This window comes from Marinobacter sp. NFXS11 (genome assembly GCF_040148675.1).
Classification (GTDB): Bacteria; Pseudomonadota; Gammaproteobacteria; order Pseudomonadales; family Oleiphilaceae; genus Marinobacter.
On sequence record NZ_JAGDDV010000002.1, the window covers coordinates 586,532 to 605,100 of the forward strand.

General features: G+C 58.1%; 17 protein-coding genes. 7 read left to right on the plus strand and 10 right to left on the minus strand.

What is annotated here, in order from left to right; all coding sequences use genetic code 11:
* The first annotated feature begins 53 nt into the window (after window positions 1-53).
* Complete coding sequence (locus J3362_RS11735) at window positions 54-1,631, plus strand: Re/Si-specific NAD(P)(+) transhydrogenase subunit alpha (RefSeq protein WP_349519910.1); 1,578 nt, start codon at window positions 54-56, stop codon at window positions 1,629-1,631.
* Window positions 1,632-1,643: 12 nt separating this feature from the next.
* Window positions 1,644-3,035 carry a Re/Si-specific NAD(P)(+) transhydrogenase subunit beta gene (gene pntB / locus J3362_RS11740; RefSeq protein WP_349519912.1) on the plus strand — a complete coding sequence of 464 codons (1,392 nt, stop codon included), beginning with the start codon at window positions 1,644-1,646 and terminating at the stop codon, window positions 3,033-3,035.
* Window positions 3,036-3,065: 30 nt separating this feature from the next.
* On the opposite strand, the gene bamE is transcribed toward pntB, so the two are convergent.
* Entirely contained in the window at window positions 3,066-3,371 is a 306-nt protein-coding gene (bamE, locus tag J3362_RS11745; protein ID WP_349520935.1) for an outer membrane protein assembly factor BamE domain-containing protein, read from the minus strand.
* Between the two features lie 155 nt (window positions 3,372-3,526).
* Window positions 3,527-4,639 (minus strand): NADH:flavin oxidoreductase, encoded by a 1,113-nt coding sequence (locus J3362_RS11750; RefSeq protein WP_349519914.1) that lies wholly within the window; start codon window positions 4,637-4,639, stop codon window positions 3,527-3,529.
* Window positions 4,640-4,728: 89 nt separating this feature from the next.
* On the opposite strand from J3362_RS11750, the gene J3362_RS11755 reads away from it, so the two are divergent.
* Window positions 4,729-5,199, plus strand: a complete 471-nt coding sequence (locus J3362_RS11755) for a winged helix-turn-helix transcriptional regulator (RefSeq protein ID WP_349519915.1) — start codon at window positions 4,729-4,731, stop codon at window positions 5,197-5,199.
* Window positions 5,200-5,366: 167 nt separating this feature from the next.
* A complete protein-coding gene (locus J3362_RS11760; RefSeq protein ID WP_349519917.1) occupies window positions 5,367-6,089 on the plus strand; it encodes an OmpW/AlkL family protein in 723 nt (240 codons plus the stop codon).
* Between the two features lie 137 nt (window positions 6,090-6,226).
* Here J3362_RS11760 and J3362_RS11765 read toward each other — a convergent pair whose 3' ends face one another.
* The 3 genes from J3362_RS11765 to J3362_RS11775 form a co-directional block, all read right to left on the minus strand.
* On the minus strand, window positions 6,227-8,047 hold the full coding sequence (locus tag J3362_RS11765) for a hypothetical protein (RefSeq protein ID WP_349519919.1): 1,821 nt from the start codon (window positions 8,045-8,047) through the stop codon (window positions 6,227-6,229).
* Between the two features lie 235 nt (window positions 8,048-8,282).
* Window positions 8,283-8,762, minus strand: coding sequence for a JDVT-CTERM system glutamic-type intramembrane protease MrtJ (mrtJ, locus tag J3362_RS11770; RefSeq protein WP_349519920.1), 480 nt, complete (start codon window positions 8,760-8,762; stop codon window positions 8,283-8,285).
* Window positions 8,763-8,890: 128 nt separating this feature from the next.
* Window positions 8,891-10,213, minus strand: coding sequence for a DEAD/DEAH box helicase (locus J3362_RS11775; RefSeq protein WP_014578759.1), 1,323 nt, complete (start codon window positions 10,211-10,213; stop codon window positions 8,891-8,893).
* A gap of 320 nt (window positions 10,214-10,533) precedes the next feature.
* On the opposite strand from J3362_RS11775, the gene J3362_RS11780 reads away from it, so the two are divergent.
* Window positions 10,534-11,349 (plus strand): prolipoprotein diacylglyceryl transferase family protein, encoded by an 816-nt coding sequence (locus J3362_RS11780; protein ID WP_349519922.1) that lies wholly within the window; start codon window positions 10,534-10,536, stop codon window positions 11,347-11,349.
* Window positions 11,350-11,389: 40 nt separating this feature from the next.
* Here the strand turns inward: J3362_RS11780 and J3362_RS11785 are convergent, their stop codons facing one another.
* Both J3362_RS11785 and J3362_RS11790 read right to left on the minus strand, forming a co-directional pair.
* Window positions 11,390-11,845, minus strand: coding sequence for a DUF302 domain-containing protein (locus tag J3362_RS11785; RefSeq protein WP_349519923.1), 456 nt, complete (start codon window positions 11,843-11,845; stop codon window positions 11,390-11,392).
* Window positions 11,846-11,914: 69 nt separating this feature from the next.
* A complete protein-coding gene (locus tag J3362_RS11790; RefSeq protein ID WP_349519924.1) occupies window positions 11,915-12,835 on the minus strand; it encodes a lysophospholipid acyltransferase family protein in 921 nt (306 codons plus the stop codon).
* 189 nt (window positions 12,836-13,024) lie between these two features.
* Between J3362_RS11790 and mltF the strand changes: the two genes are divergently transcribed.
* Window positions 13,025-14,389, plus strand: coding sequence for a membrane-bound lytic murein transglycosylase MltF (mltF, locus tag J3362_RS11795; RefSeq protein ID WP_349519925.1), 1,365 nt, complete (start codon window positions 13,025-13,027; stop codon window positions 14,387-14,389).
* Here mltF and J3362_RS11800 read toward each other — a convergent pair whose 3' ends face one another.
* Together J3362_RS11800 and J3362_RS11805 are read right to left on the minus strand one after the other, a co-directional pair.
* Window positions 14,390-15,916, minus strand: a complete 1,527-nt coding sequence (locus J3362_RS11800; RefSeq protein WP_349519926.1) for a flavin-containing monooxygenase — start codon at window positions 15,914-15,916, stop codon at window positions 14,390-14,392.
* Between the two features lie 155 nt (window positions 15,917-16,071).
* Window positions 16,072-16,620 carry a YgjV family protein gene (locus tag J3362_RS11805; protein WP_349519928.1) on the minus strand — a complete coding sequence of 183 codons (549 nt, stop codon included), beginning with the start codon at window positions 16,618-16,620 and terminating at the stop codon, window positions 16,072-16,074.
* 143 nt (window positions 16,621-16,763) lie between these two features.
* Between J3362_RS11805 and J3362_RS11810 the strand changes: the two genes are divergently transcribed.
* Entirely contained in the window at window positions 16,764-17,798 is a 1,035-nt protein-coding gene (locus J3362_RS11810; protein ID WP_349519929.1) for a histone deacetylase family protein, read from the plus strand.
* Window position 17,799: 1 nt separating this feature from the next.
* Here J3362_RS11810 and rlmE read toward each other — a convergent pair whose 3' ends face one another.
* A complete protein-coding gene (gene rlmE, locus J3362_RS11815; protein WP_349519930.1) occupies window positions 17,800-18,420 on the minus strand; it encodes a 23S rRNA (uridine(2552)-2'-O)-methyltransferase RlmE in 621 nt (206 codons plus the stop codon).
* Between the last annotated feature and the right edge of the window lie 149 nt (window positions 18,421-18,569).

The window sequence follows — 18,569 nt, forward strand, 5'->3', positions numbered from 1 at the left end:
ACGTAAAAACCGAGATATCCATTGAGTCGGTCGTTCCGGAGGACGCGCTTAACATGAAAATCGGTATCCCAAAGGAAATTTTCGAGGATGAGAGGCGGGTCGCTGCAACGCCACCCTCCGTTCACAAATTAGTCGGGCTTGGTTACGACGTGATCGTGGAAGGAGGCGCCGGCGAGGCGGCCAACTACTCCGATGCTGCCTATGAAAAAGTGGGCGCAGCCATCGCATCGGACACCAGTTCGCTCTGGAAAGAAGCCGACTTTATTCTGAAAGTCCGCGCGCCCATGGAAAATCCGGCGCTGGGTAAACACGAAGCGGATCTGATGAAAGAGGGCGCGTTTCTGGTCAGCTACATCTGGCCTGCGCAAAACCCGGAACTCCTGGAGAAGCTGGCTGCCAGAAAGATCACCTCTTTTGCTATCGACAGCCTGCCCCGCATCAGCCGCGCCCAGAAGATGGACGCCCTCAGCGCCATGGCCAACATTGCCGGCTATCGGGCGGTAATCGAAGCGGCCAACCATTTCGGGCGTTTCTTTACCGGCCAGGTCACTGCTGCCGGCAAGGTGCCACCGGCCAAGATCATGGTGATCGGTGCCGGCGTTGCTGGCCTGGCGGCCATTGGTGCTGCCAACAGCATGGGCGCCATCGTGCGTGCCTTTGATACCCGCCTGGAAGTGAAAGAACAGGTTGAAAGCATGGGCGCCCAGTTCCTGGTGCTGGACTTCGAAGACGAGGACGGCAGCGGCAGCGGCGGCTACGCCAAGCAGATGAGCGACGAGTTCATCAAGGCGGAAATGGAATTGTTCGCCGAGCAGGCCAAAGAGGTGGACATCATCATCACCACCGCTTTGATTCCCGGCAAGCCGGCGCCGAAGCTGATCACCGCAGACATGGTGAAATCCATGAAGCCCGGCAGCGTGATTGTGGATCTGGCGTCCGAACGGGGCGGCAACTGCGAGCTCACCGAGCCCGGCAAAGTGGCGCACCAGCACGGCGTCACCCTGATCGGCTACACCGACCTGCCCAGCCGCATGGCCAAGGTGGCCAGTGAGCTCTACGCCACCAACCTGGTTCATCTGCTGACCGAGCTGACACCGGAGAAGGACGGCAAACCCGTGGTGAACATGGAAGACGATGTCATCCGTGGTCTTACCGTGGTTCATGAAGACGACATCACCTGGCCACCACCACAACCGGAGGCGCCGGTCAGTCCCAAGCCGGCACCGGGCACGGAGGAGCCGTCGGCCGCTGACAAAGCCGCCGCGAAGAAAGAGGCCGATCGCAAGAGCCTGATCGGCAAAGGCGTCCTTCTAGCCGTGACCGCCCTGGCACTCTACGGGGTTGGCGCACACGCGCCGGAAAGCTTCCTGCAGCACTTTACCGTGTTTGTTCTGTCCTGCTTTATCGGTTGGCAGGTCATCTGGAATGTCACGCCCTCCCTGCATACGCCTCTCATGAGCGTAACCAACGCGATCAGTGGCATCATCGTGATCGGTGCCATTCTGCATCTCGCGCAGGCGGAGAACGTTGCCGTCGGGATCATGGCCTTTGTCGCGGTGCTGATTGCCAGCATCAACGTAGGGGGCGGCTTCCGGGTCACCCATCGCATGCTCAAAATGTTCCGCAAGTAGGAGACGCCCGATATGAGCACAGGACTGGTGAGCGTGGCCTACGTGGTCGCAAGTATCTTGTTTATTCTCAGCCTTGGTGGCCTTAGCCACCAGACATCGGCACGACGGGGCAATCTCTACGGCGTCGCCGGCATCATCATCGCCGTGGGAGCAACCCTGGCCAGCGTTGACGGCGGCATCGTCGCGATCCTGGTGGCCGTGTTGCTGGGTGCCGGCATCGGCATTGCCATCGCCAACAAGGTGGAAATGACCCAGATGCCACAGCTGGTGGCCCTGCTTCACAGCTTTGTGGGCGCGGCAGCCGTGTTTGTCGGCTTTTCAGGCTACATCGAGCCTCTGATTGCAACCTCCGGCGCGGAGCACACCATCAAGCTGGTGGAAGTCTTCGTTGGCATCTTCATTGGTGCAGTGACCTTTACAGGTTCGCTGGTGGCCTGCGGCAAGCTCGATGGCCGCATCGACAGCAAGGCCCTGACCCTGCCCGGCCGGCACCTGATGAACCTGGCAGGCGTTATTGTCTGTGTCTTCCTCGGGGCCTGGTTCCTGGGTACCGACAGCATGGCCCTGGGCATCGTGGCGCTCGTTCTGATGACCGTCATTGCCTCGGTCCTCGGCATCCATCTGATCATGGCTATCGGCGGTGCCGACATGCCTGTGGTGGTCTCCATGCTCAACAGCTACTCCGGTTGGGCCGCAGCCTCCATCGGCTTCATGCTGGGCAACGATCTGCTGATTGTCGTTGGTGCCCTGGTGGGCAGCAGCGGTGCCATCCTCAGCTACATCATGTGCAAGGCCATGAACCGCTCGTTCATCAGCGTGATTCTCGGCGGCTTTGGCCAGACCAGCAGCAGCTCGGCCGCAGCCGATGCTGACCAGACCGTGCATGAATCCAGTGTGGATGAGGTCTGTGAAGAGCTACGCAACGCCCAGTCGGTGATCATCGTGCCCGGTTATGGCATGGCGGTCGCCCAGGCTCAGAACGGCGTCAGCGAGATGACCAAGATCCTTCGGGACCGTGGCGTCAACGTGCGCTTCGGCATCCATCCGGTGGCCGGCCGCCTGCCAGGGCATATGAACGTGCTGTTGGCGGAAGCCCACGTTCCTTATGACATCGTTCTGGAAATGGACGAAATCAATGATGATTTCCCGGATACCGACGTGGTGCTGGTTATTGGCGCAAACGACACCGTAAACCCGGCGGCAGCAGAAGATCCCGGTAGCCCGATTGCCGGCATGCCGGTGCTGGAGGTCTGGAAGGCTGGACAGGTTGTCGTGCTCAAGCGAGGCATGGCCACCGGCTATTCCGGCGTCGAGAACCCGCTGTTCTTCAAGGACAACACGCGCATGTTGTTCGGCGATGCCAAGGACAGCATCGACAAGCTGGTAGGAGGTTTGCGGGGCTGAAGGCAGCCCCGCGCCTGATCTTTTGCCAGTTTATTCAGTGGTGTTGTAAACGTAAGACGAGACTGTGCCGTCCTGGTTGAACCGAACAACCAGGTCGGTGGTTTCTGCATCACCGAAGGCAGACCACTTGTACTTGCCATAGGTCCAGGTGCGTTTGCCGTCTTCGATCCCGGTGCGCCACGGCTCGCCAAACATCTCCTGGATATCGGCCCGCGTGGTTTCACCAATCTGGATCTGATCCACATTGTGGGTAGCAAAATCTTTCCCGACGGTCGCACACCCCACGATGGCCGACATCAGCAGCGCCACCGACAGTGTTTTGATCGAACCAAGCATCGACATACCAATTCCTCATATCGAGGTGAATTTCACCTATCATAACGTGTCTCTGATCAGACGCGATTACGAAGACGACAGATTCACCGGACACAAAAAAGCCGCAGGCCCGAAGACACTGCGGCAGGTTTCGATCGTCCGATCGAAGGGGAGGATCAATAAAGTTTGGCGAGGGACTTCTTGGCGAAGGATTCCACCTCGTTCAGGCGGCCCTCTTTCACCTTGATCAGCCACTCAGGATCCTGCAAAAGCGCCCGGCCAACGGCGATCAACTCGAACTCGTGGTTGTTCATTCGCTCCACCAGCTCATCGATACCGGCTTTCTCAACGGCTTCCTGCTTGCTGGCAAAGGTCCCGCTGATGAAATCTTCGGTTAGCCCGACACTGCCGACAGACATGGTGGGCTTACCGGAGAGCTTCTGGGTCCAGCCCGCGAGATTCAGATCCGAGCCTTCAAACTCCGGCTCCCAGAAACGACGGGTGGAGGCGTGGAAAATATCCACACCGGCTTCTACCAGAGGCTTCAGGAAGCGTTCGAGTTCCTCCGGGCTGTTAACCAGTTTGGCTTCGTAATCCTGCTGCTTCCACTGGGAGAATCGGAGCATGATCGGGAAATCCGGGCCAACCCGATGACGCACCGCTTCAACGATTTCCACCACGAACCGCAGGCGGTTTTCCAGACTGCCGCCGTATTCATCATCGCGCTGGTTGGTGCCTTCCCACAGGAACTGGTCCAGCAGGTAGCCGTGGGCGCCATGGAGCTCGACACCATCAAAACCCAGTGCCTTGGCATCCTGGGCCGCATCGGCAAAGGCGACGACGACATCCTCGATGTCTTCTTTACTCATAGCCTTGCCGTTGGGCTTGCCCGGTGCGAACAAGCCGGAAGGGCTGTAACCGGGTACCGAAGGATCCGGCGGGGTGCCCTCCTTCCTGACGGCACCCACGTGCCAGAGCTGCGGGAAAATCGCGCCGCCGGCCTCATGGACCGCGTCGACAACATGCTTCCAACCCTCAAGAGCGTCGGTGCCGTGAAACGCCGGTACATTCGGGTAGCCATTGGCGGCCGCGTGATTGACGATCGTGCCTTCGGTAATGATGAGGCCAACGCCCGCTTCGGCCCGGCGGCGGTAATAGGACACCACGTTCTCTCCCGGAACACCCTCCGGAGAGAAGTTACGGGTCATGGGCGCCATAGCCACCCGGTTTCGCAGCTTGAGGTTGTGAAGTTCAAACGGTTCGAAAAGCGGGCCAAGATTTATGCTCATGATAGTGTGCAACCTCACTAATTTGGTTTCGTAAAGCAACCCTATTAAATCTGGTTTTAAAATGCAACCCTATTCGGTACACTCCCGTCATGGCCAGAAAACGTTTTGATGACTCCAGCTGTTCCGTCGCCCGCGCCCTCAATGAAGTGGGCGACTGGTGGTCCCTCCTGATTGTGCTGCACGCCATGTATGGCACCCGCCGGTTCGTGGATTTCCAGCAGGAACTGGGCATTGCCAGGAACATCCTGTGTGATCGACTGGCACGACTGGTGGACAATGAAGTGCTGCGCAAGGTGGATGTGGGCGAACATGGGTCACGCTTTGAATACCGCCTGACCGAAAAAGGCAGGGATCTTTTCCCGGTGGTTATCGCTCTCCGCCAGTGGGGAGATAAGTGGAACCCTGCTCCGGACGAGCCTTCGCTCGATTTGCGCGACCGCGCTACAGGCCGACCGATTCATACGGTAGAAGTCCAGGACGCCGATGGCCAGGCCCTGTCCATCAGAGACGTGTTTGTCCCGGACGAGAGCCTGCCCGTGCGGAAAAAGAACTCTGCCTGACTATTCGCAATAACCGCAGCCATCGAATCACCGTCGGTTTTTTTGAGTTGAATCAATCCGCTGATCAAACGCGCTCACCTGCCCGGGCATTCTTGCGCTAAATCAAGTTTCCATCTCCCGATGTCATTAATCTGCAGTCATCAACGATTCAGGTTAAGGAGATGGATATGTCCCGTACATTCAAACTTGGTGTTCTGGCTGCAGCGGTAATGGCTGCTGCTCCCGCTGTTCAGGCGTACGAAGCTGGTGATTTTATAGGCCGCGTTGGTGTGGCAACGGTTGATCCGGATTCTTCCAGTGGCAATCTGACCTCTGGCCTTCTTGGCGAGATTGACGGTGCCAAAGTAAGCGTCGATTCAAATACCCAGCTGGGACTGACCGCTAGCTACATGCTGACAGACCAGATCGCTGTTGGTGTGCTTGCCGCGACCCCGTTCAAACACGACATCAACGGTGACGGAGCGGCGCTCGGTGGAACCGGCAAGCTGGCAGAAACCAAACACTTGCCGCCGACCATCACACTGCAATACTTCCCGATGCCCAGCGGTAGCAAATTCCAGCCATACGTCGGCGCTGGTGTGAACTACACCAACTTCTTTGAAGAGAAGACCACTCAGACGCTGACCACCACCTATGACGCTGTAGCCGGAAACCCGGGTATTGACGGTACAGACATCAAGCTGGATGACAGCTTTGGTCTGGCAGCCGAAATTGGTCTTGACTACATGATCACCGAAAACGTGGGTATCAACGCTGCGGTCTGGTGGATCGACATCGACACCGAAGCCACCATCAACGCCTACGCGGGCAATGCGGTAGCCGATACCAGCACCATCGACGTGGATATCGCCCCCTGGGTCTACATGGTAGGCGTGTCCTACAAGTTCTGATCCCCGTGCCTCCGCCAGTCGCCACGGTCTGTTGGCTGGCGGAAGGTGCGTTTTCCTATGCGGGGCTTCTCCGGCCCCGCCTTTTTATATCGATACCCAATCATAAAACAGCTCTTCCCTGAGCCTGTCATCAAATCCTACTGAACCTCGAAGCTGAGCTCGGCCATAACCTCGGCGGGCGGTGGGTTCAATCTGGCGATTGTCTGGAACTCATCAACCCATTCATGCTCTCCGTGCAAGCCATCAATAAAAGTCGGGCGGATAGACTGGTAGTAGAGAGTCGCATCCACCTGCAGGGGCAAAGCCACGGCCGCGCCAACCGGAATCCGATAGCGAATGGTGTCCCGCCCTGCGTTTTCAGCGTTAAAATCGCTATCGCCATTCAGCCCGATCGGCCGGACATCTTCTGGTACCGAGGCAATATCGAACCCCTTGGGAGGGATACGATTGTCCTTCAGCGGGTTAGCGGCGTAGAGCAGAATATGGGTAATTGCGCCGGTGGTTGAGCCCAGAACAGTTTCATAGACCGGCACATCGTTTTCGGACGATACCTCATTGAGATGAGCCTGATAGCAGACCGAGGAATCAAAATCGGAGGTCTTCTTCGCGGCCAGACAGGCCTCCGAAGTAAACACCGCATCCATTGGCAAACGATAAGACTGATCCGGGAGTCCGCTGGCAAACACCGTCGCGCCATTGGCATCACTCACCCGGGTTCCTACCCACATTCTCCGAGCGGGGAAACTGGTGGGTAGCTTGTGGCCGGTTTCGTTCTGAATGGTCAGATCAAAGGCCAACTCGCCAGCCCCGAGGGTCTGCCCGGTTGCTGATAACGTTACAGCCGTTTTGAGGAACTCCCGGGTCAACTCTGCCGTTGCCGCAAATTCTCCCGCCTCATTGATATCGCCGCGACCGAGTTCCTCTCTGAACAGCTCCAGGGTTTCAAGCAACCAGGTATTACCGCCAAGCATCACATGAGGTGAGTAAGGCTGCCTCTCGGGCCAACTGGCGTTTACCGAGCCGTTCGGCCTGACCGCCAGACGGGTGAGGAAGTCCTCAGTTATCTCTTCACGCGCCATATGGCACTGCTGACAGGAACGGGGGTTGCTGCCATTGGGTCCGAAATCACTGTTTGCCCACTCGGTGTAAGGCGTCTGTTCAGGGTAATCCTCACCGTTGGGCTGATCCGTCTCCATATCGATGGTCGGGGTGTAGAGTTCGTGGCAGCTGGCGCACTGCCGGGAGTCCGACATATGCAGACCAAAGACTGGCGTGTAACCGACCTGATTCTGCATCGCCTGCCCCTGCGGGTTCTGGTATGGCCCATGGATCGTGAATGCGTCCGGATCACCCTCGGCAGGAATCTCGAAATTGCCGGAGTGCACGCCATCGGGGTAAGCATTACCGTCCAATACACTGTCGGTTATCTGATGGCAGGCTGTGCAACTGACCCCCTCTCGGGCATGGGGGTCAACAAGGGCTTGTTCGGCCCGGTAAAAACCATCATCGAGACCTGACCCCGTCTGGTGAGCATGCGTGGTCGCCATGGGGCTGTGGCAGGTCAGGCATTTGTTCTCAATGAACCCTGCCAGATGGGGGAATGTCTCCGCCTCATGCACCATGTTCGCCCGGAAATAAGGATCGGTGAACGCATTCGCCATCACCGTACTTTTCCAGTCTGCGAAGGGGCTAATGTCATCACCCTGGGGCGAGGGCTGGTTCTCCGAGATCTGAGCATCTGGCGCCCGCAGCACGGCGGGGCTGTCACCGGGCTGACTGGCAGTATGGCACTGGCCACAATCCGCCGCCGCCAGGAAAACGCCGGTCGGGCTCCAGTGCTCTATCTGGGCAGTAAGCGAGGGTAAAATATCTTCATGGCCGGAATCCGGGTCGGTCTCGCCATTTGCGTCTTCAGACGACCCGCCAGTATCGCTGCAGGCCGTTAAAAATATCGACATGAGCGCAACATATCGCCATGGAAACACACTTTTCGGGAGAAAAGTCCTCATAACCGCCCTCGAGATTGCCGGGATATTCAGGCTGATACACAAGCAGAATTCCGGCTTTGACACTAATCAACTTTTGACCACACTCCGTCACCACCAACGCGTGACCCGGCATCAGTTATAACGTAATAGCCAAAAGAAATATAGGGCGTGCTGCCGTGGGGCTATTTACAAATGAAACTGGCGCTCAAAAGCTAAGATACGTCTGGCCCAGGAGGATCGACAAGTTGTACGTGGCGTGCAAAATCACACAGGGCAGCAGCGAGTCGTGCCGGTCCCGAAAATACCCAAACACCAGAGCAGGCAGGAACACCAGCCAGGCCATCAGATCGGTTCGATAAACAAGATGCCAGGCAGTAAACAGAAACGCCGCGATCAGGTTTGCGAAGGACAGGCCGGCGAAGCGTTTCTGACCCATCGGAGTGTTAGCCAGCCAGCCCTGCACCACCCCGCGAAATGCCAGTTCTTCGATGATAGGTGCCCAGAGCACCAATGAGAGAATTGAAAGCAGATCTGCATCCTGCCAGCCACCGCCTCCGGCAAGCACTGTCAGCAAAATACCAATCAGACAACCGATAACCAGAGCAAGCACAAACTGACCATCGGCCATGGACCGCGTTGGTCGGCTCAAGCCCAACTGTGCCCGTACAGAGCTGGATTGATGCATAGGCGGGGATATCCTGGCCGGACTGGTTTCAGACCCTGAATACTAGAGCATCCACCCTCAAAAAGTCAGGGCATCAGAAACAGAAAAACGGAGCCGAAGCTCCGTTTCTCATAACTGCCAATCAGCCTTCAGGCACTCTGGCGCTGAGCCGGACGACTTCGCTGACCACCGCCATTCTGGCTACGGCCACCGCTGCGACCACCCGGCTTGGCGCCGAAGCTCTTCGGCTTTCCGCCAGGACGACCATTGCCACCGCCGTTACCATTGCGGTTACGGGCGCGACTGGGGTCGGCCTTGGCCTTGGGCTTCAGCGGCAGGTTGTTGGTCGGCTCGAAACCTTCCACTTCCGTGCGCGGCAGCTGCTTCTTGATCAGCCTTTCGATACCGGCGAGCATTTTGCCTTCATCGGCACTGACCAGCGACAGGGCGTGACCACTTTCACCGGCACGGCCGGTACGGCCGATACGGTGCACGTAATCTTCCGGCACGTTGGGCAGTTCAAAGTTCACTACCTGGGGCAGCTGCTTGATATCCAGGCCACGGGCGGCGATATCCGTCGCCACCAGCACACGTACTTCGCCAGCTTTAAAATCCGCCAGCGCGCGGGTACGGGCACCCTGTGACTTGTTCCCATGGATGGCAGCAGCCGTAATACCGTCCTTCTCCAGCTTCTGGGTCAGGCGATTGGCACCGTGCTTGGTGCGGGTGAAAACCAGCACCTGATCCCAGCTGTTATCGCGAACCAGCTTGCTCAGCAGCGCTGTTTTCTGGCTCTGATCTACCGGATAGACGGACTGCTTGATATTTTCGGCAGAGGTATTCCGAGCCGCGACTTCAACCTGAACCGGGTTATCCAGCAGACCTTCTGCCAGAGTCCGGATCTCGTTGGAGAAGGTGGCGGAGAACAGCAGATTCTGGCGCTTGGCCGGCAACAACGACAGGATCTTGCGGATGTCGCGGATAAAGCCCATGTCCAGCATGCGATCGGCTTCGTCCAGAACCAGGATTTCCACTTCGTTGAAGCGCACAGCGTTCTGCTGGTACAGGTCCATCAGACGGCCCGGTGTTGCCACCAGCACGTCCAGGCCTTTGCGCAGCTTCATCATCTGCGGATTGATTTTCACACCACCGAAGACCACGGCGGCCTTGGTTGGAATGTATTTGCTGTAAAGATTCACGCTGTCATGAACCTGCGCCGCCAGTTCACGGGTGGGCGTCAGAATCAGGGCGCGGGGGCCTTTGCCAGTGCGCGGGTTTTCACCCAGACGCTGCAGCAAGGGCAAGGTAAAGCCGGCGGTTTTGCCGGTACCGGTCTGGGCTGCCGCCATAACGTCCCGGCCAGAAAGCACGGCAGGAATCGCCTGGGCCTGAATGGGAGACGGGGTTTCATAACCCTGGTCAGACGTGGCACGGACCAGCTGCTCGGACAAACCGAGTGAAGAAAAACTCATATAAGATCAACTCTTGATTATTCTGCCTCCACGACCACCGTTTTCGGCGAATGCGGGCAGATGCCATGAATATTCATGGAATAAAAGACGACTACGGTCACGCGCCGTTATCGGGGTGACGTCCTCTGACAGGTCGTATGGAAAGGTCGCACGGGCTTAAAGCCTTAAACTGCGGAATCCCTAGAGGCAGGATGCGGGAACATTAACAGAGCCCCGGCCAATTAGCCATAGGTGATTATAATAAGCATCCGAAGGAACCTGGATTGCATCTTCGAGTCAGACTGCTTTCACGAAACCGAACCACACAGGAATTTGTCAGAATGAGCGTCAGTATCGGCCCAGTGAGCCTGTCCATCGGCCACCTTCTCCTGGTTATCGCCTTCGCGCTGGCTCTGCTGGTTGGAGGGATACTTGGCCGCAAATATCAGGTGCCGGTAGCCGGATCGGTGGCCGATATCTTTGTAGTCGCGATGCTGAGCGCCCGGATCGGTTTCGTAATCAGCTACTTCGAGCATTACCAGAACGACCTTCTGGGCATCATTGATATCCGGGACGGCGGTTTTGATGCGCTCTGGGGTGTCATCGGCGCCATCATCTTCACCGGCTTTCTGATGTGGCGCAGGAGAGCACAACGCAAGCCGCTGGCTACCGCCGCGTTAACGGGCGCCCTGTTCTGGGCCGGTACCGCAGGCACCATTACACTGATCGAACAGCAGGCCCGCAGTATGCCGGACGTGACCCTGCGCTCGCTCAATGGTGAAGTGATCAACCTGTCCCGGTTGGCTCCGGGCCAACCCCTGGTCGTGAACCTCTGGGCAACCTGGTGCCCACCCTGCATCCGGGAAATGCCGGTGCTGGAGGAAGCCCAACACATCTATCCGGATATCGCGTTTGTGTTTGCCAACCAGCGGGAACAGCCCGAGACCATCCGTTCCTTTCTTGAGGAATACCGCCTGAACCTGAACAACCTTTACCGGGACGATCAGGCCCAGCTGGCACGCTCAGTGGGCAGCAATGGCTTGCCAACAACGCTTTTCTACAATGCCCAGGGCGAACTGATCGATTCCCACATGGGCGAGCTGTCACGGGCAACACTGGCCAGGGGCCTGGAAAAGATCCGCAGACCCGACCAGTGAACCAAGCCCGCTGTGCCCGTTAGCCGTGGGGCGTTTTTATCTACCGGGTTGCCGCTTTGGCAAAATTTCCCAATGCCCCGCTGACTTTTCCGAGCACCTCATCGCACCCCTCAATGCCATGGCGGCTCTTGAGGTATTGCGGATCGTTGTACCCCAGCCACACCTCTCCGTTGGCATCCTCCCAGATCAGGGCTTTTTGGGGCAGGTCGATGGCGACACTCTGGGCGCACTGCATCAGCGGTGTGCCGACTTTGGGGTTGCCGAAAATAACCACTTCGGTCGGACGCAATTCCAGACCGGCTTTTTCGGCGCCCTGCTGATGATTAACGCGGGCCATGACCGTCATGCCCTTCTCTTTGAGCACAGACTCGAGTTTGTCGGCCGTGGCTTTTACATCGTGACTGCTTTTGACCGCGACCAGTCCATCTGCGGCATGGGTGAGCATGGCGAACAACAGGGTTGATGCCACCAGAACCAGTCTGAGAATGCAGCGCATAGTATCCTCCCAAGCGTTTACTGAAGATTTCAGGATAGAACAGCGGCGGGCGGCACGCATGAGCGCGCATCAGTAAATCGCTGCCGCACCCTCTGGCCTGCTCTTGAATCGCTTGTGCAGCCAGAGATACTGATCGGGCTGCTCACGAACGGTGGCTTCAATAAAACGGTTCCAGACTTTGGCGTCCTGTTCGGGGTTTTCACCGAAGGATTCCTGTATCGGAGAAAACACCACCCGGTAACTGCCATCGGGCATTCGAAGGTGGCTCACACAGATGACCGCAGCGCCGGACTCCCGGGCAATGTAACTCGGCGAGGTAATACAGCCGGCACTGACCCCGAAAAAGGGCACAAACACCTCTGACTTATTGCCGAAATCCTGATCACAGGCGAACCAGACCTGCCCACCTTCTTTCAGGAACGACAACATGGGTCTTATCTGACGCTTGGTGAAGGGGCGGATACCAAAATGCCGCCGGCGGCCACGTTCGATCATACGATCAATCACCGGATTGTTATTGGGGCGGTACATGTAACCCGGCTTCTCAAGCTTGCAGGCAATCAAAGGCAGTGCAAAATCGAAAATACTGTAGTGCCCACCGATCAGCAGCACTCCCTTGCCGCGTCGTTTTGCTTCTTCAAGGTGCTCGGTACCATGCACCGAGGCGCTCTCGCAGTAGGGAGTCATATCCCGCCACCAGGCATGAACGCTTTCCAGAACGCCACGAGCCGAGGCCACAAACGCATCCTCCACCAGCTGGCTACGGGTCGTTTGATCGAGTTCCGGCATGCAGGCCGCCAGGTTGGCGTCCGCAACCCTGGCACGGGATCGCATTTTTCTGGAAAGCAGCCTGCCCAGCCAGCGACCAAAACGCTGCTTGAGCCGCATTGGGAGAAACGACAAAAGCCAGAGCAGGAAGACCAGAGTCCAGGCCCCCCAGAAAGCGGGATGCCAGAGCGCGCGTTTTCTACTTTTTCTGCCGGACGCCATACAACGGTCGCCTTTGGTAATGAGAGAGCGGTCGGCCAGCCTGACACATTCTCTGCCGGTTGAATAGTTGAGTTCCTCATCAACCCTGATGACCCGGAGGGATCCAGTTCCGAAATTCAGGAGTATGGTTTAGTAAAGGTACGTGTTAATACGTAGATGTCATTCTGAAACGACAGGAAACTCCTCGTTATGTCCCGATCGAAGTTCGCCCACGTTCTCCTGATCCTGCCAATTGTATTGGTCGGTTGCAGTGAAGACAAAAGCCAACCGACGGCAACGAATCTCAAACCACCGTCAGAGACCGGGACACTCAAAGTCGCTACCCGCAATGGCTCCACCACCTATTACCTGGATCGCCATGAAAATCCCGTCGGTCCCGAGCATGCGCTGATCAGCGCTTATGCCGAACAGCGTGGCTGGCAGGTGGAATGGACCATGCTGGAATCCACCAGTGACGTTCTTTCTGCGCTGGAGTCTGGCAACACCCACCTGGCGGCAGCCGGGCTGACCCATCTGGCTTCCCGGGATGAGCTTTTCGCACGGGGCCCGGCCCACACCGAGATTACCGAACAGCTGGTCTGCCATCGCGATGCGCGGCCCATGCCCCGGAAACCCGAAGACATCCCGGGAACCGATATTGTCGTCACCGCCGGCTCCAGCTACGTCGAAACCCTGAACAAACTGAATGAGCAACACCCGGGAATCGAGTTTCAGGAAGATGCAGATCGCACTACCGAAGTGATCCTCTCGGACGTTGCCGAACAGGACGTCGGCTGCACCGTCGCCGATTCCAACATTGTTCAGGTGATGCGCCGGCACTTCCCGCACCTGGAAGTGGCAATGACGCTCACGGAGGGGCGGAACCTTGGCTGGTATTTGCCCAAGGGTTCAGAAGACCTGGGCGCAGATGCCCACGAGTGGATGAATAGCGTCGATGGCGATGAAGCCATCGGCCTCATGGAGAACCGTTACTATTCCTACATCGGTGATTTCGATTTTGTCGATCTGAGGGCGCTGAACCGTCGGATCGAGGACCGGCTGCCAGAATTCATTGATCAATTCCGGGAAGCCGAGGCCAAAACCGGCATGCCCGCAGACCTCCTTGCCGCCCTCGCTTATCAGGAGTCCCATTGGGACCCGGCAGCGAAATCTCCCACCGGAGTCCGCGGCATCATGATGCTGACCCAACGTACCGCCGAATCTCTGGGTGTCACCAACCGGCTGGACCCCGAGGCCGCCATTGATGGCGGCGCACGTTACCTGGCCGACCGGCACCGCCGCCTGCCCGAAACCATTCCGGAGCCGGACCGCACGTTCCTGGCGCTGGCCAGCTACAACATAGGCCGGGGGCATTTGCTGGATGCCCGGGAGTTGGCCCGGACCCTGAACAAGAATCCGGACTCCTGGCAGGAAATGACCGAGGTTCTACCCCTGAAGGCGGACAAGCGATACTACCCCAGCACCCGTTACGGGTACGCCCGGGGCTATGAACCCGTGCATTACGTTCAGCGCATTCGCAACTACCGGGATGTCATTCGTTCAGCTTTTGAGTGATCAGGTCCCGAACAGGGCCGAGCGCAGGGGGCTCAGGAAACCGCCCGATTCTTTATGGCTCGCGTGGGTCCGCTTGCCGTCGAATTCCAGGTAGCCATCCTCGATCGGCTCGAATCGCAGGATTTTCACATCTTCCAGGTAATTCTGAGACGACTTCCAGGGCCCGTGAGTGCCCTGGCGGGGCAGGCGATCGGCGGCCCGGCGAATGTAGCCAGCGTCGAGCGATCCGAGAACCGTGTCGTCTCCGCGACTGTTCTCAGTGTCCCGGGCCACCACGGTACGATAGCCACGCTTGTCCATCAGGTTCATCAGCCGGCACAGGTACTCGGCGGCAATGTCCACCTTCAGTGTCCAGGAAATGTTGGTGTAACCGAAAATCATGCCGGCATTGGGCACGCCCTCAACCATCACGTTCTTGTAGATGATCTTGTCTTTCATCACGACTTCCTGGCCGTCCACCATTGGCCGGATTCCGCCCAGCATCTGGATATCCAAGCCTGTTGCCGGGATGATGATATCCGCTTCCAGCTCTTCGCCGGATTTCAGGCGAATGCCGGTTTCTGTGAAGCGATCAATATGATCAGTGGCAATGGAGGCCTTGCCCGCTTTCATGGCCCGGAAAAGATCCCCGTCTTTCACCACACACAGGCGCTGGTCCCATGGATTGTAATCCGGCGTGAAGTGACGCATGTCGGCGGTGCCCCCAACCTTGCGTTTGATAATGCCCAGGAACAGCCGGCGCATGAACTGGGGGCTCCTTCTGGAGCGCAAGTAAAGGAAACGGGAAATAGAAATATTCCGGGCCCGGGTCAGCTTGTAGGCGGTTTTCTCGGGCAGAATTTTCTGCAGGGCCAGAGACACCTTGTCGGTTGAGGGCAGAGGCATCAGATAGGTGGGTGAGCGCTGGAGCATGGTCACATGCCCGGCCTTCTCCGCCATAGTCGGCACCAGCGTGATCGCGGTTGCGCCGCTGCCAATGACCACCACCCTCTTGCCCGCGTAGTCGAGATCTTCCGGCCAGTGCTGCGGGTGTACGATCTGGCCGCGGAAATCATTTTCACCCGGGAAGTCTGGCTTGTAGCCCTGATCATAATTGTAGTAGCCGGTACACCCGACCATGAAGTTGGCGGTGTAGTGCTCTGTTTCGCCGGTTGCTTCGTTCAGGGCCGTGAGCTTCCAGTGTTTGTCGACGCCCGACCAGTCCGCCGTCTTGACCGCCAGCCCGAAGCGGATGTGGCGCTCGACATCATGCTCCCTGGCGGTCTCCGCCACATAATTCTTGATCGATGCGCCGTCGGCCAGCACCTTGCCGCCGGTCCAGGGGCGAAAATTGTAGCCGAAGGTGAACATGTCCGAATCCGAGCGGATTCCCGGGTAACGGAACAGATCCCAGGTGCCACCCAGGGACTGCCGACGTTCGAGGATGGCAAACGACTTGCCGGGGCATTCACGCTTAAGATGGCATGCCATGCCAATGCCGGAAACGCCGGCGCCGATGATCAGTACATCGAAATGCTGGTTACTCATTGCCTGTCCTCTCGGATTCCAGTCCGCTTTTTATAATCAATGGCCTGCAATCAAGATAGCTCAGGCTGGGCTGGTCGGGAATTGGCCAAAGTGGTCCCTGTCCCTGGTTGTTTCAGTCAGTCTTGAGATGCGAAACCGCCGACCCGCAACGCCGTTCAACTTCCGGGCGTGAAATCGGGGTATTTCTTCTGCAGCCGATAGAGCCGGATGATGGTGATGATGTTGGTGACCAGCACCATGCCCTCCGCCAGGGTGCCACCCACGGAGCCGATCACGATGTTGTTGAGCATCCAGGCCAGGGCAGCAAACCCGAGCACGATTCGCAGGGGAATACCCCTGAGCATGAACATGCCCACGGTGCCGAAAACAGCGGCGGCAAGGGGGAATACGTCGGTGATGGATTCCCAGGTCGCCCAGGCGACTAACAGGTTCACCGCCAGCATGCCCAGCATAATGGGCCAGTTGCCCTGATACTTCCGCGCCAGGGTAATGCGTACAATCACCAGAACGGTCAGAGCAGAGGCGGTCCAGCTCTCGAAAAACGCGAACATCAGGGCAAAGGCAACGTTGGCGGAGATCAGCAGCACCATCAACCGGTCGTCATTCTTGTTCGCGAAGCCGGCAATGCAGAAACCCAGGGCTACAAGACCGCACACCTGGCCCAGAACCTCGGCCAGGGTCATGTCCGCGATCAGATCAATCATCCTTTACCGGCCTGTCGCTTTTCGCCATATCGGTAATCCCCTCTGCCCGCAAAAGGTTTCAGCCTGCCACAATCAGGGCCTTTGAGCCATCAAGCTCCCTGTGCCAAAGTGCTCACGTCATTCAGCAAGGACCACCCAAGACCATGAAAACCGTATTCTCTCCCCTGCACAGCCGCCGACACGTCAAAACCGAACTGGATGGCGGACTGCTGATCGAGCCTCACGAGAAGCCGTCCCGTGCCGAAACCATCCTGGCACGGGTGAAGGAACAGGCGCTGGGAGAGATTCTGGAACCGGAAGAATTTGGTCTGGAGCCCGTCAAGCGGGTGCACACGGCGGATTACGTGGCCTTCCTGGAAACCTGCTGGCAGGAATGGCTGGCTGCCGGCAAACCGGGTGAAGCCATCCCGGCGGTCTGGGCGGGTCGAGGCATGCGCCACCGGCTGCCCAAGGACATCGACGGCCGGCTGGGCTATTACAGCTTCGCGGCGGAGACCTCAATTTCAGACGGCACCTGGGAAGCTGCCCGGGCATCCGCCAATGTGGCCCTTACCGCCCAGAAACTGGTGGCTGAAGGCGAGCGCGCCGCCTTTGCCCTGTGCCGCCCACCCGGCCACCACGCCCATGCCGATCTGTTCGGCGGGTACTGTTTCTTCAACAACGCCGCCATCGTGGCTCAGGCCTTTCGTGACCAGGGCTATGGCAAGGTCGCCGTGCTGGATGTCGACTTCCACCACGGCAACGGCACCCAGGCGATCTTCTACGGTCGCAACGACGTTCTCACCATCAGCCTGCACGGCGATCCGGATCTGGTGTTTCCCCATTTTCTGGGTTTTGAAGACGAGATTGGCGAGGGCGACGGCGAGGGTTACAACCTGAACATGGTTTATCCGCCCAACACGCCCTACAGCGTCTGGAGCGAGGGACTGGAAAAGGCCTGCGACCGGATACAATCATTCCAGCCCGATGCCCTGGTGGTTGCCCTGGGTGTCGACACCTTCGAAGAAGATCCGATTTCGTTCTTCAAGCTGACCTCCGGCGATTATCTAACCCTCGGCCAGCGTCTTGCCGGGCTTGGATTACCAACCGTCTTTACCATGGAAGGCGGTTACGACGTCGACGCCATCGGCGTCAATGCCGTGAATGTGATGCAGGGATTCGACCGGGCTGTGGGCTGAATCAGCCCTTGAAACCCTTGCCGAGAATGTAGACTTCCCGGGAGCGGGAGCGGGAGGAATCCGGCTTGCGCACCACAACCTTGTCGAAGACAGCGCGGACCGATTTCAGGTACTCGTCGTACCCTTCCCCCTGAAACACCTTGGCCAGGAAGCTGCCCTTGGGCTTGAGCACCTGGCTTGCCATGTCCAGGGCCAGTTCCACCAGATACATGGACGAGGCCTGGTCGGCCACGGTCACGCCGCTGATGTTCGGAGCCATATCGGAAATCACCACGTCCACCGGGTCATCACCGAGGGTGGCCATGATCGACTCGAACACATCGTTCTCGGTGAAATCACCCTGAATGAAATCCACGCCGGCAATGGCATCCATGGGGAGAATGTCTGAGGCAATGACACGGCCCTTGTGGCCAACCAGTTTGGCCGCCACCTGAGACCAGCCACCGGGCGCCGAGCCCAGATCCACCACCACCATATTGGGATGGATCAGCCGGTCCTTCTTGTTGATTTCAAGAAGCTTGTAACTGGCCCGCGAGCGGTAGCCATCCACCTGCGCCTGTTTCACGAAGGGGTCGTTGACGTGCTCTTCAAGCCAGCGGCTACTGCTTTTGGATCGGGCCATGGGGTCTCTTCACAACGGGAAAGCCAAGGGCCAATTGTACGTGCCGCGCCGGGCGGCGGCAAAATCCTGACAACCGGGACGGCCACACGTACAATCCTGCCTGAATTCTATGATTTTTCAGAACCCACCACGCCCACCTGACGGGAGAC

Bases quoted from the DNA above. Each gene is read 5' to 3' on its own strand.
- J3362_RS11775 (WP_014578759.1), bottom strand. From the start codon at position 10,213: ATGAGTTTTTCTTCACTCGGTTTGTCCGAGCAGCTGGTCCGTGCCACG.
- J3362_RS11765 (WP_349519919.1), bottom strand. From the start codon at position 8,047: ATGTCGATATTTTTAACGGCCTGCAGCGATACTGGCGGGTCGTCTGAA.
- pntB (WP_349519912.1), top strand. From the start codon at position 1,644: ATGAGCACAGGACTGGTGAGCGTGGCCTACGTGGTCGCAAGTATCTTG.
- rlmE (WP_349519930.1), bottom strand. From the start codon at position 18,420: ATGGCCCGATCCAAAAGCAGTAGCCGCTGGCTTGAAGAGCACGTCAAC.
- bamE (WP_349520935.1), bottom strand. From the start codon at position 3,371: ATGCTTGGTTCGATCAAAACACTGTCGGTGGCGCTGCTGATGTCGGCC.
- J3362_RS11750 (WP_349519914.1), bottom strand. From the start codon at position 4,639: ATGAGCATAAATCTTGGCCCGCTTTTCGAACCGTTTGAACTTCACAAC.
- J3362_RS11760 (WP_349519917.1), top strand. From the start codon at position 5,367: ATGTCCCGTACATTCAAACTTGGTGTTCTGGCTGCAGCGGTAATGGCT.
- J3362_RS11810 (WP_349519929.1), top strand. From the start codon at position 16,764: ATGAAAACCGTATTCTCTCCCCTGCACAGCCGCCGACACGTCAAAACC.
- J3362_RS11805 (WP_349519928.1), bottom strand. From the start codon at position 16,620: ATGATTGATCTGATCGCGGACATGACCCTGGCCGAGGTTCTGGGCCAG.
- J3362_RS11780 (WP_349519922.1), top strand. From the start codon at position 10,534: ATGAGCGTCAGTATCGGCCCAGTGAGCCTGTCCATCGGCCACCTTCTC.
- mltF (WP_349519925.1), top strand. From the start codon at position 13,025: ATGTCCCGATCGAAGTTCGCCCACGTTCTCCTGATCCTGCCAATTGTA.
- J3362_RS11735 (WP_349519910.1), top strand. From the start codon at position 54: ATGAAAATCGGTATCCCAAAGGAAATTTTCGAGGATGAGAGGCGGGTC.
- J3362_RS11755 (WP_349519915.1), top strand. From the start codon at position 4,729: ATGGCCAGAAAACGTTTTGATGACTCCAGCTGTTCCGTCGCCCGCGCC.
- mrtJ (WP_349519920.1), bottom strand. From the start codon at position 8,762: ATGCATCAATCCAGCTCTGTACGGGCACAGTTGGGCTTGAGCCGACCA.
- J3362_RS11785 (WP_349519923.1), bottom strand. From the start codon at position 11,845: ATGCGCTGCATTCTCAGACTGGTTCTGGTGGCATCAACCCTGTTGTTC.
- J3362_RS11790 (WP_349519924.1), bottom strand. From the start codon at position 12,835: ATGGCGTCCGGCAGAAAAAGTAGAAAACGCGCGCTCTGGCATCCCGCT.
- J3362_RS11800 (WP_349519926.1), bottom strand. From the start codon at position 15,916: ATGAGTAACCAGCATTTCGATGTACTGATCATCGGCGCCGGCGTTTCC.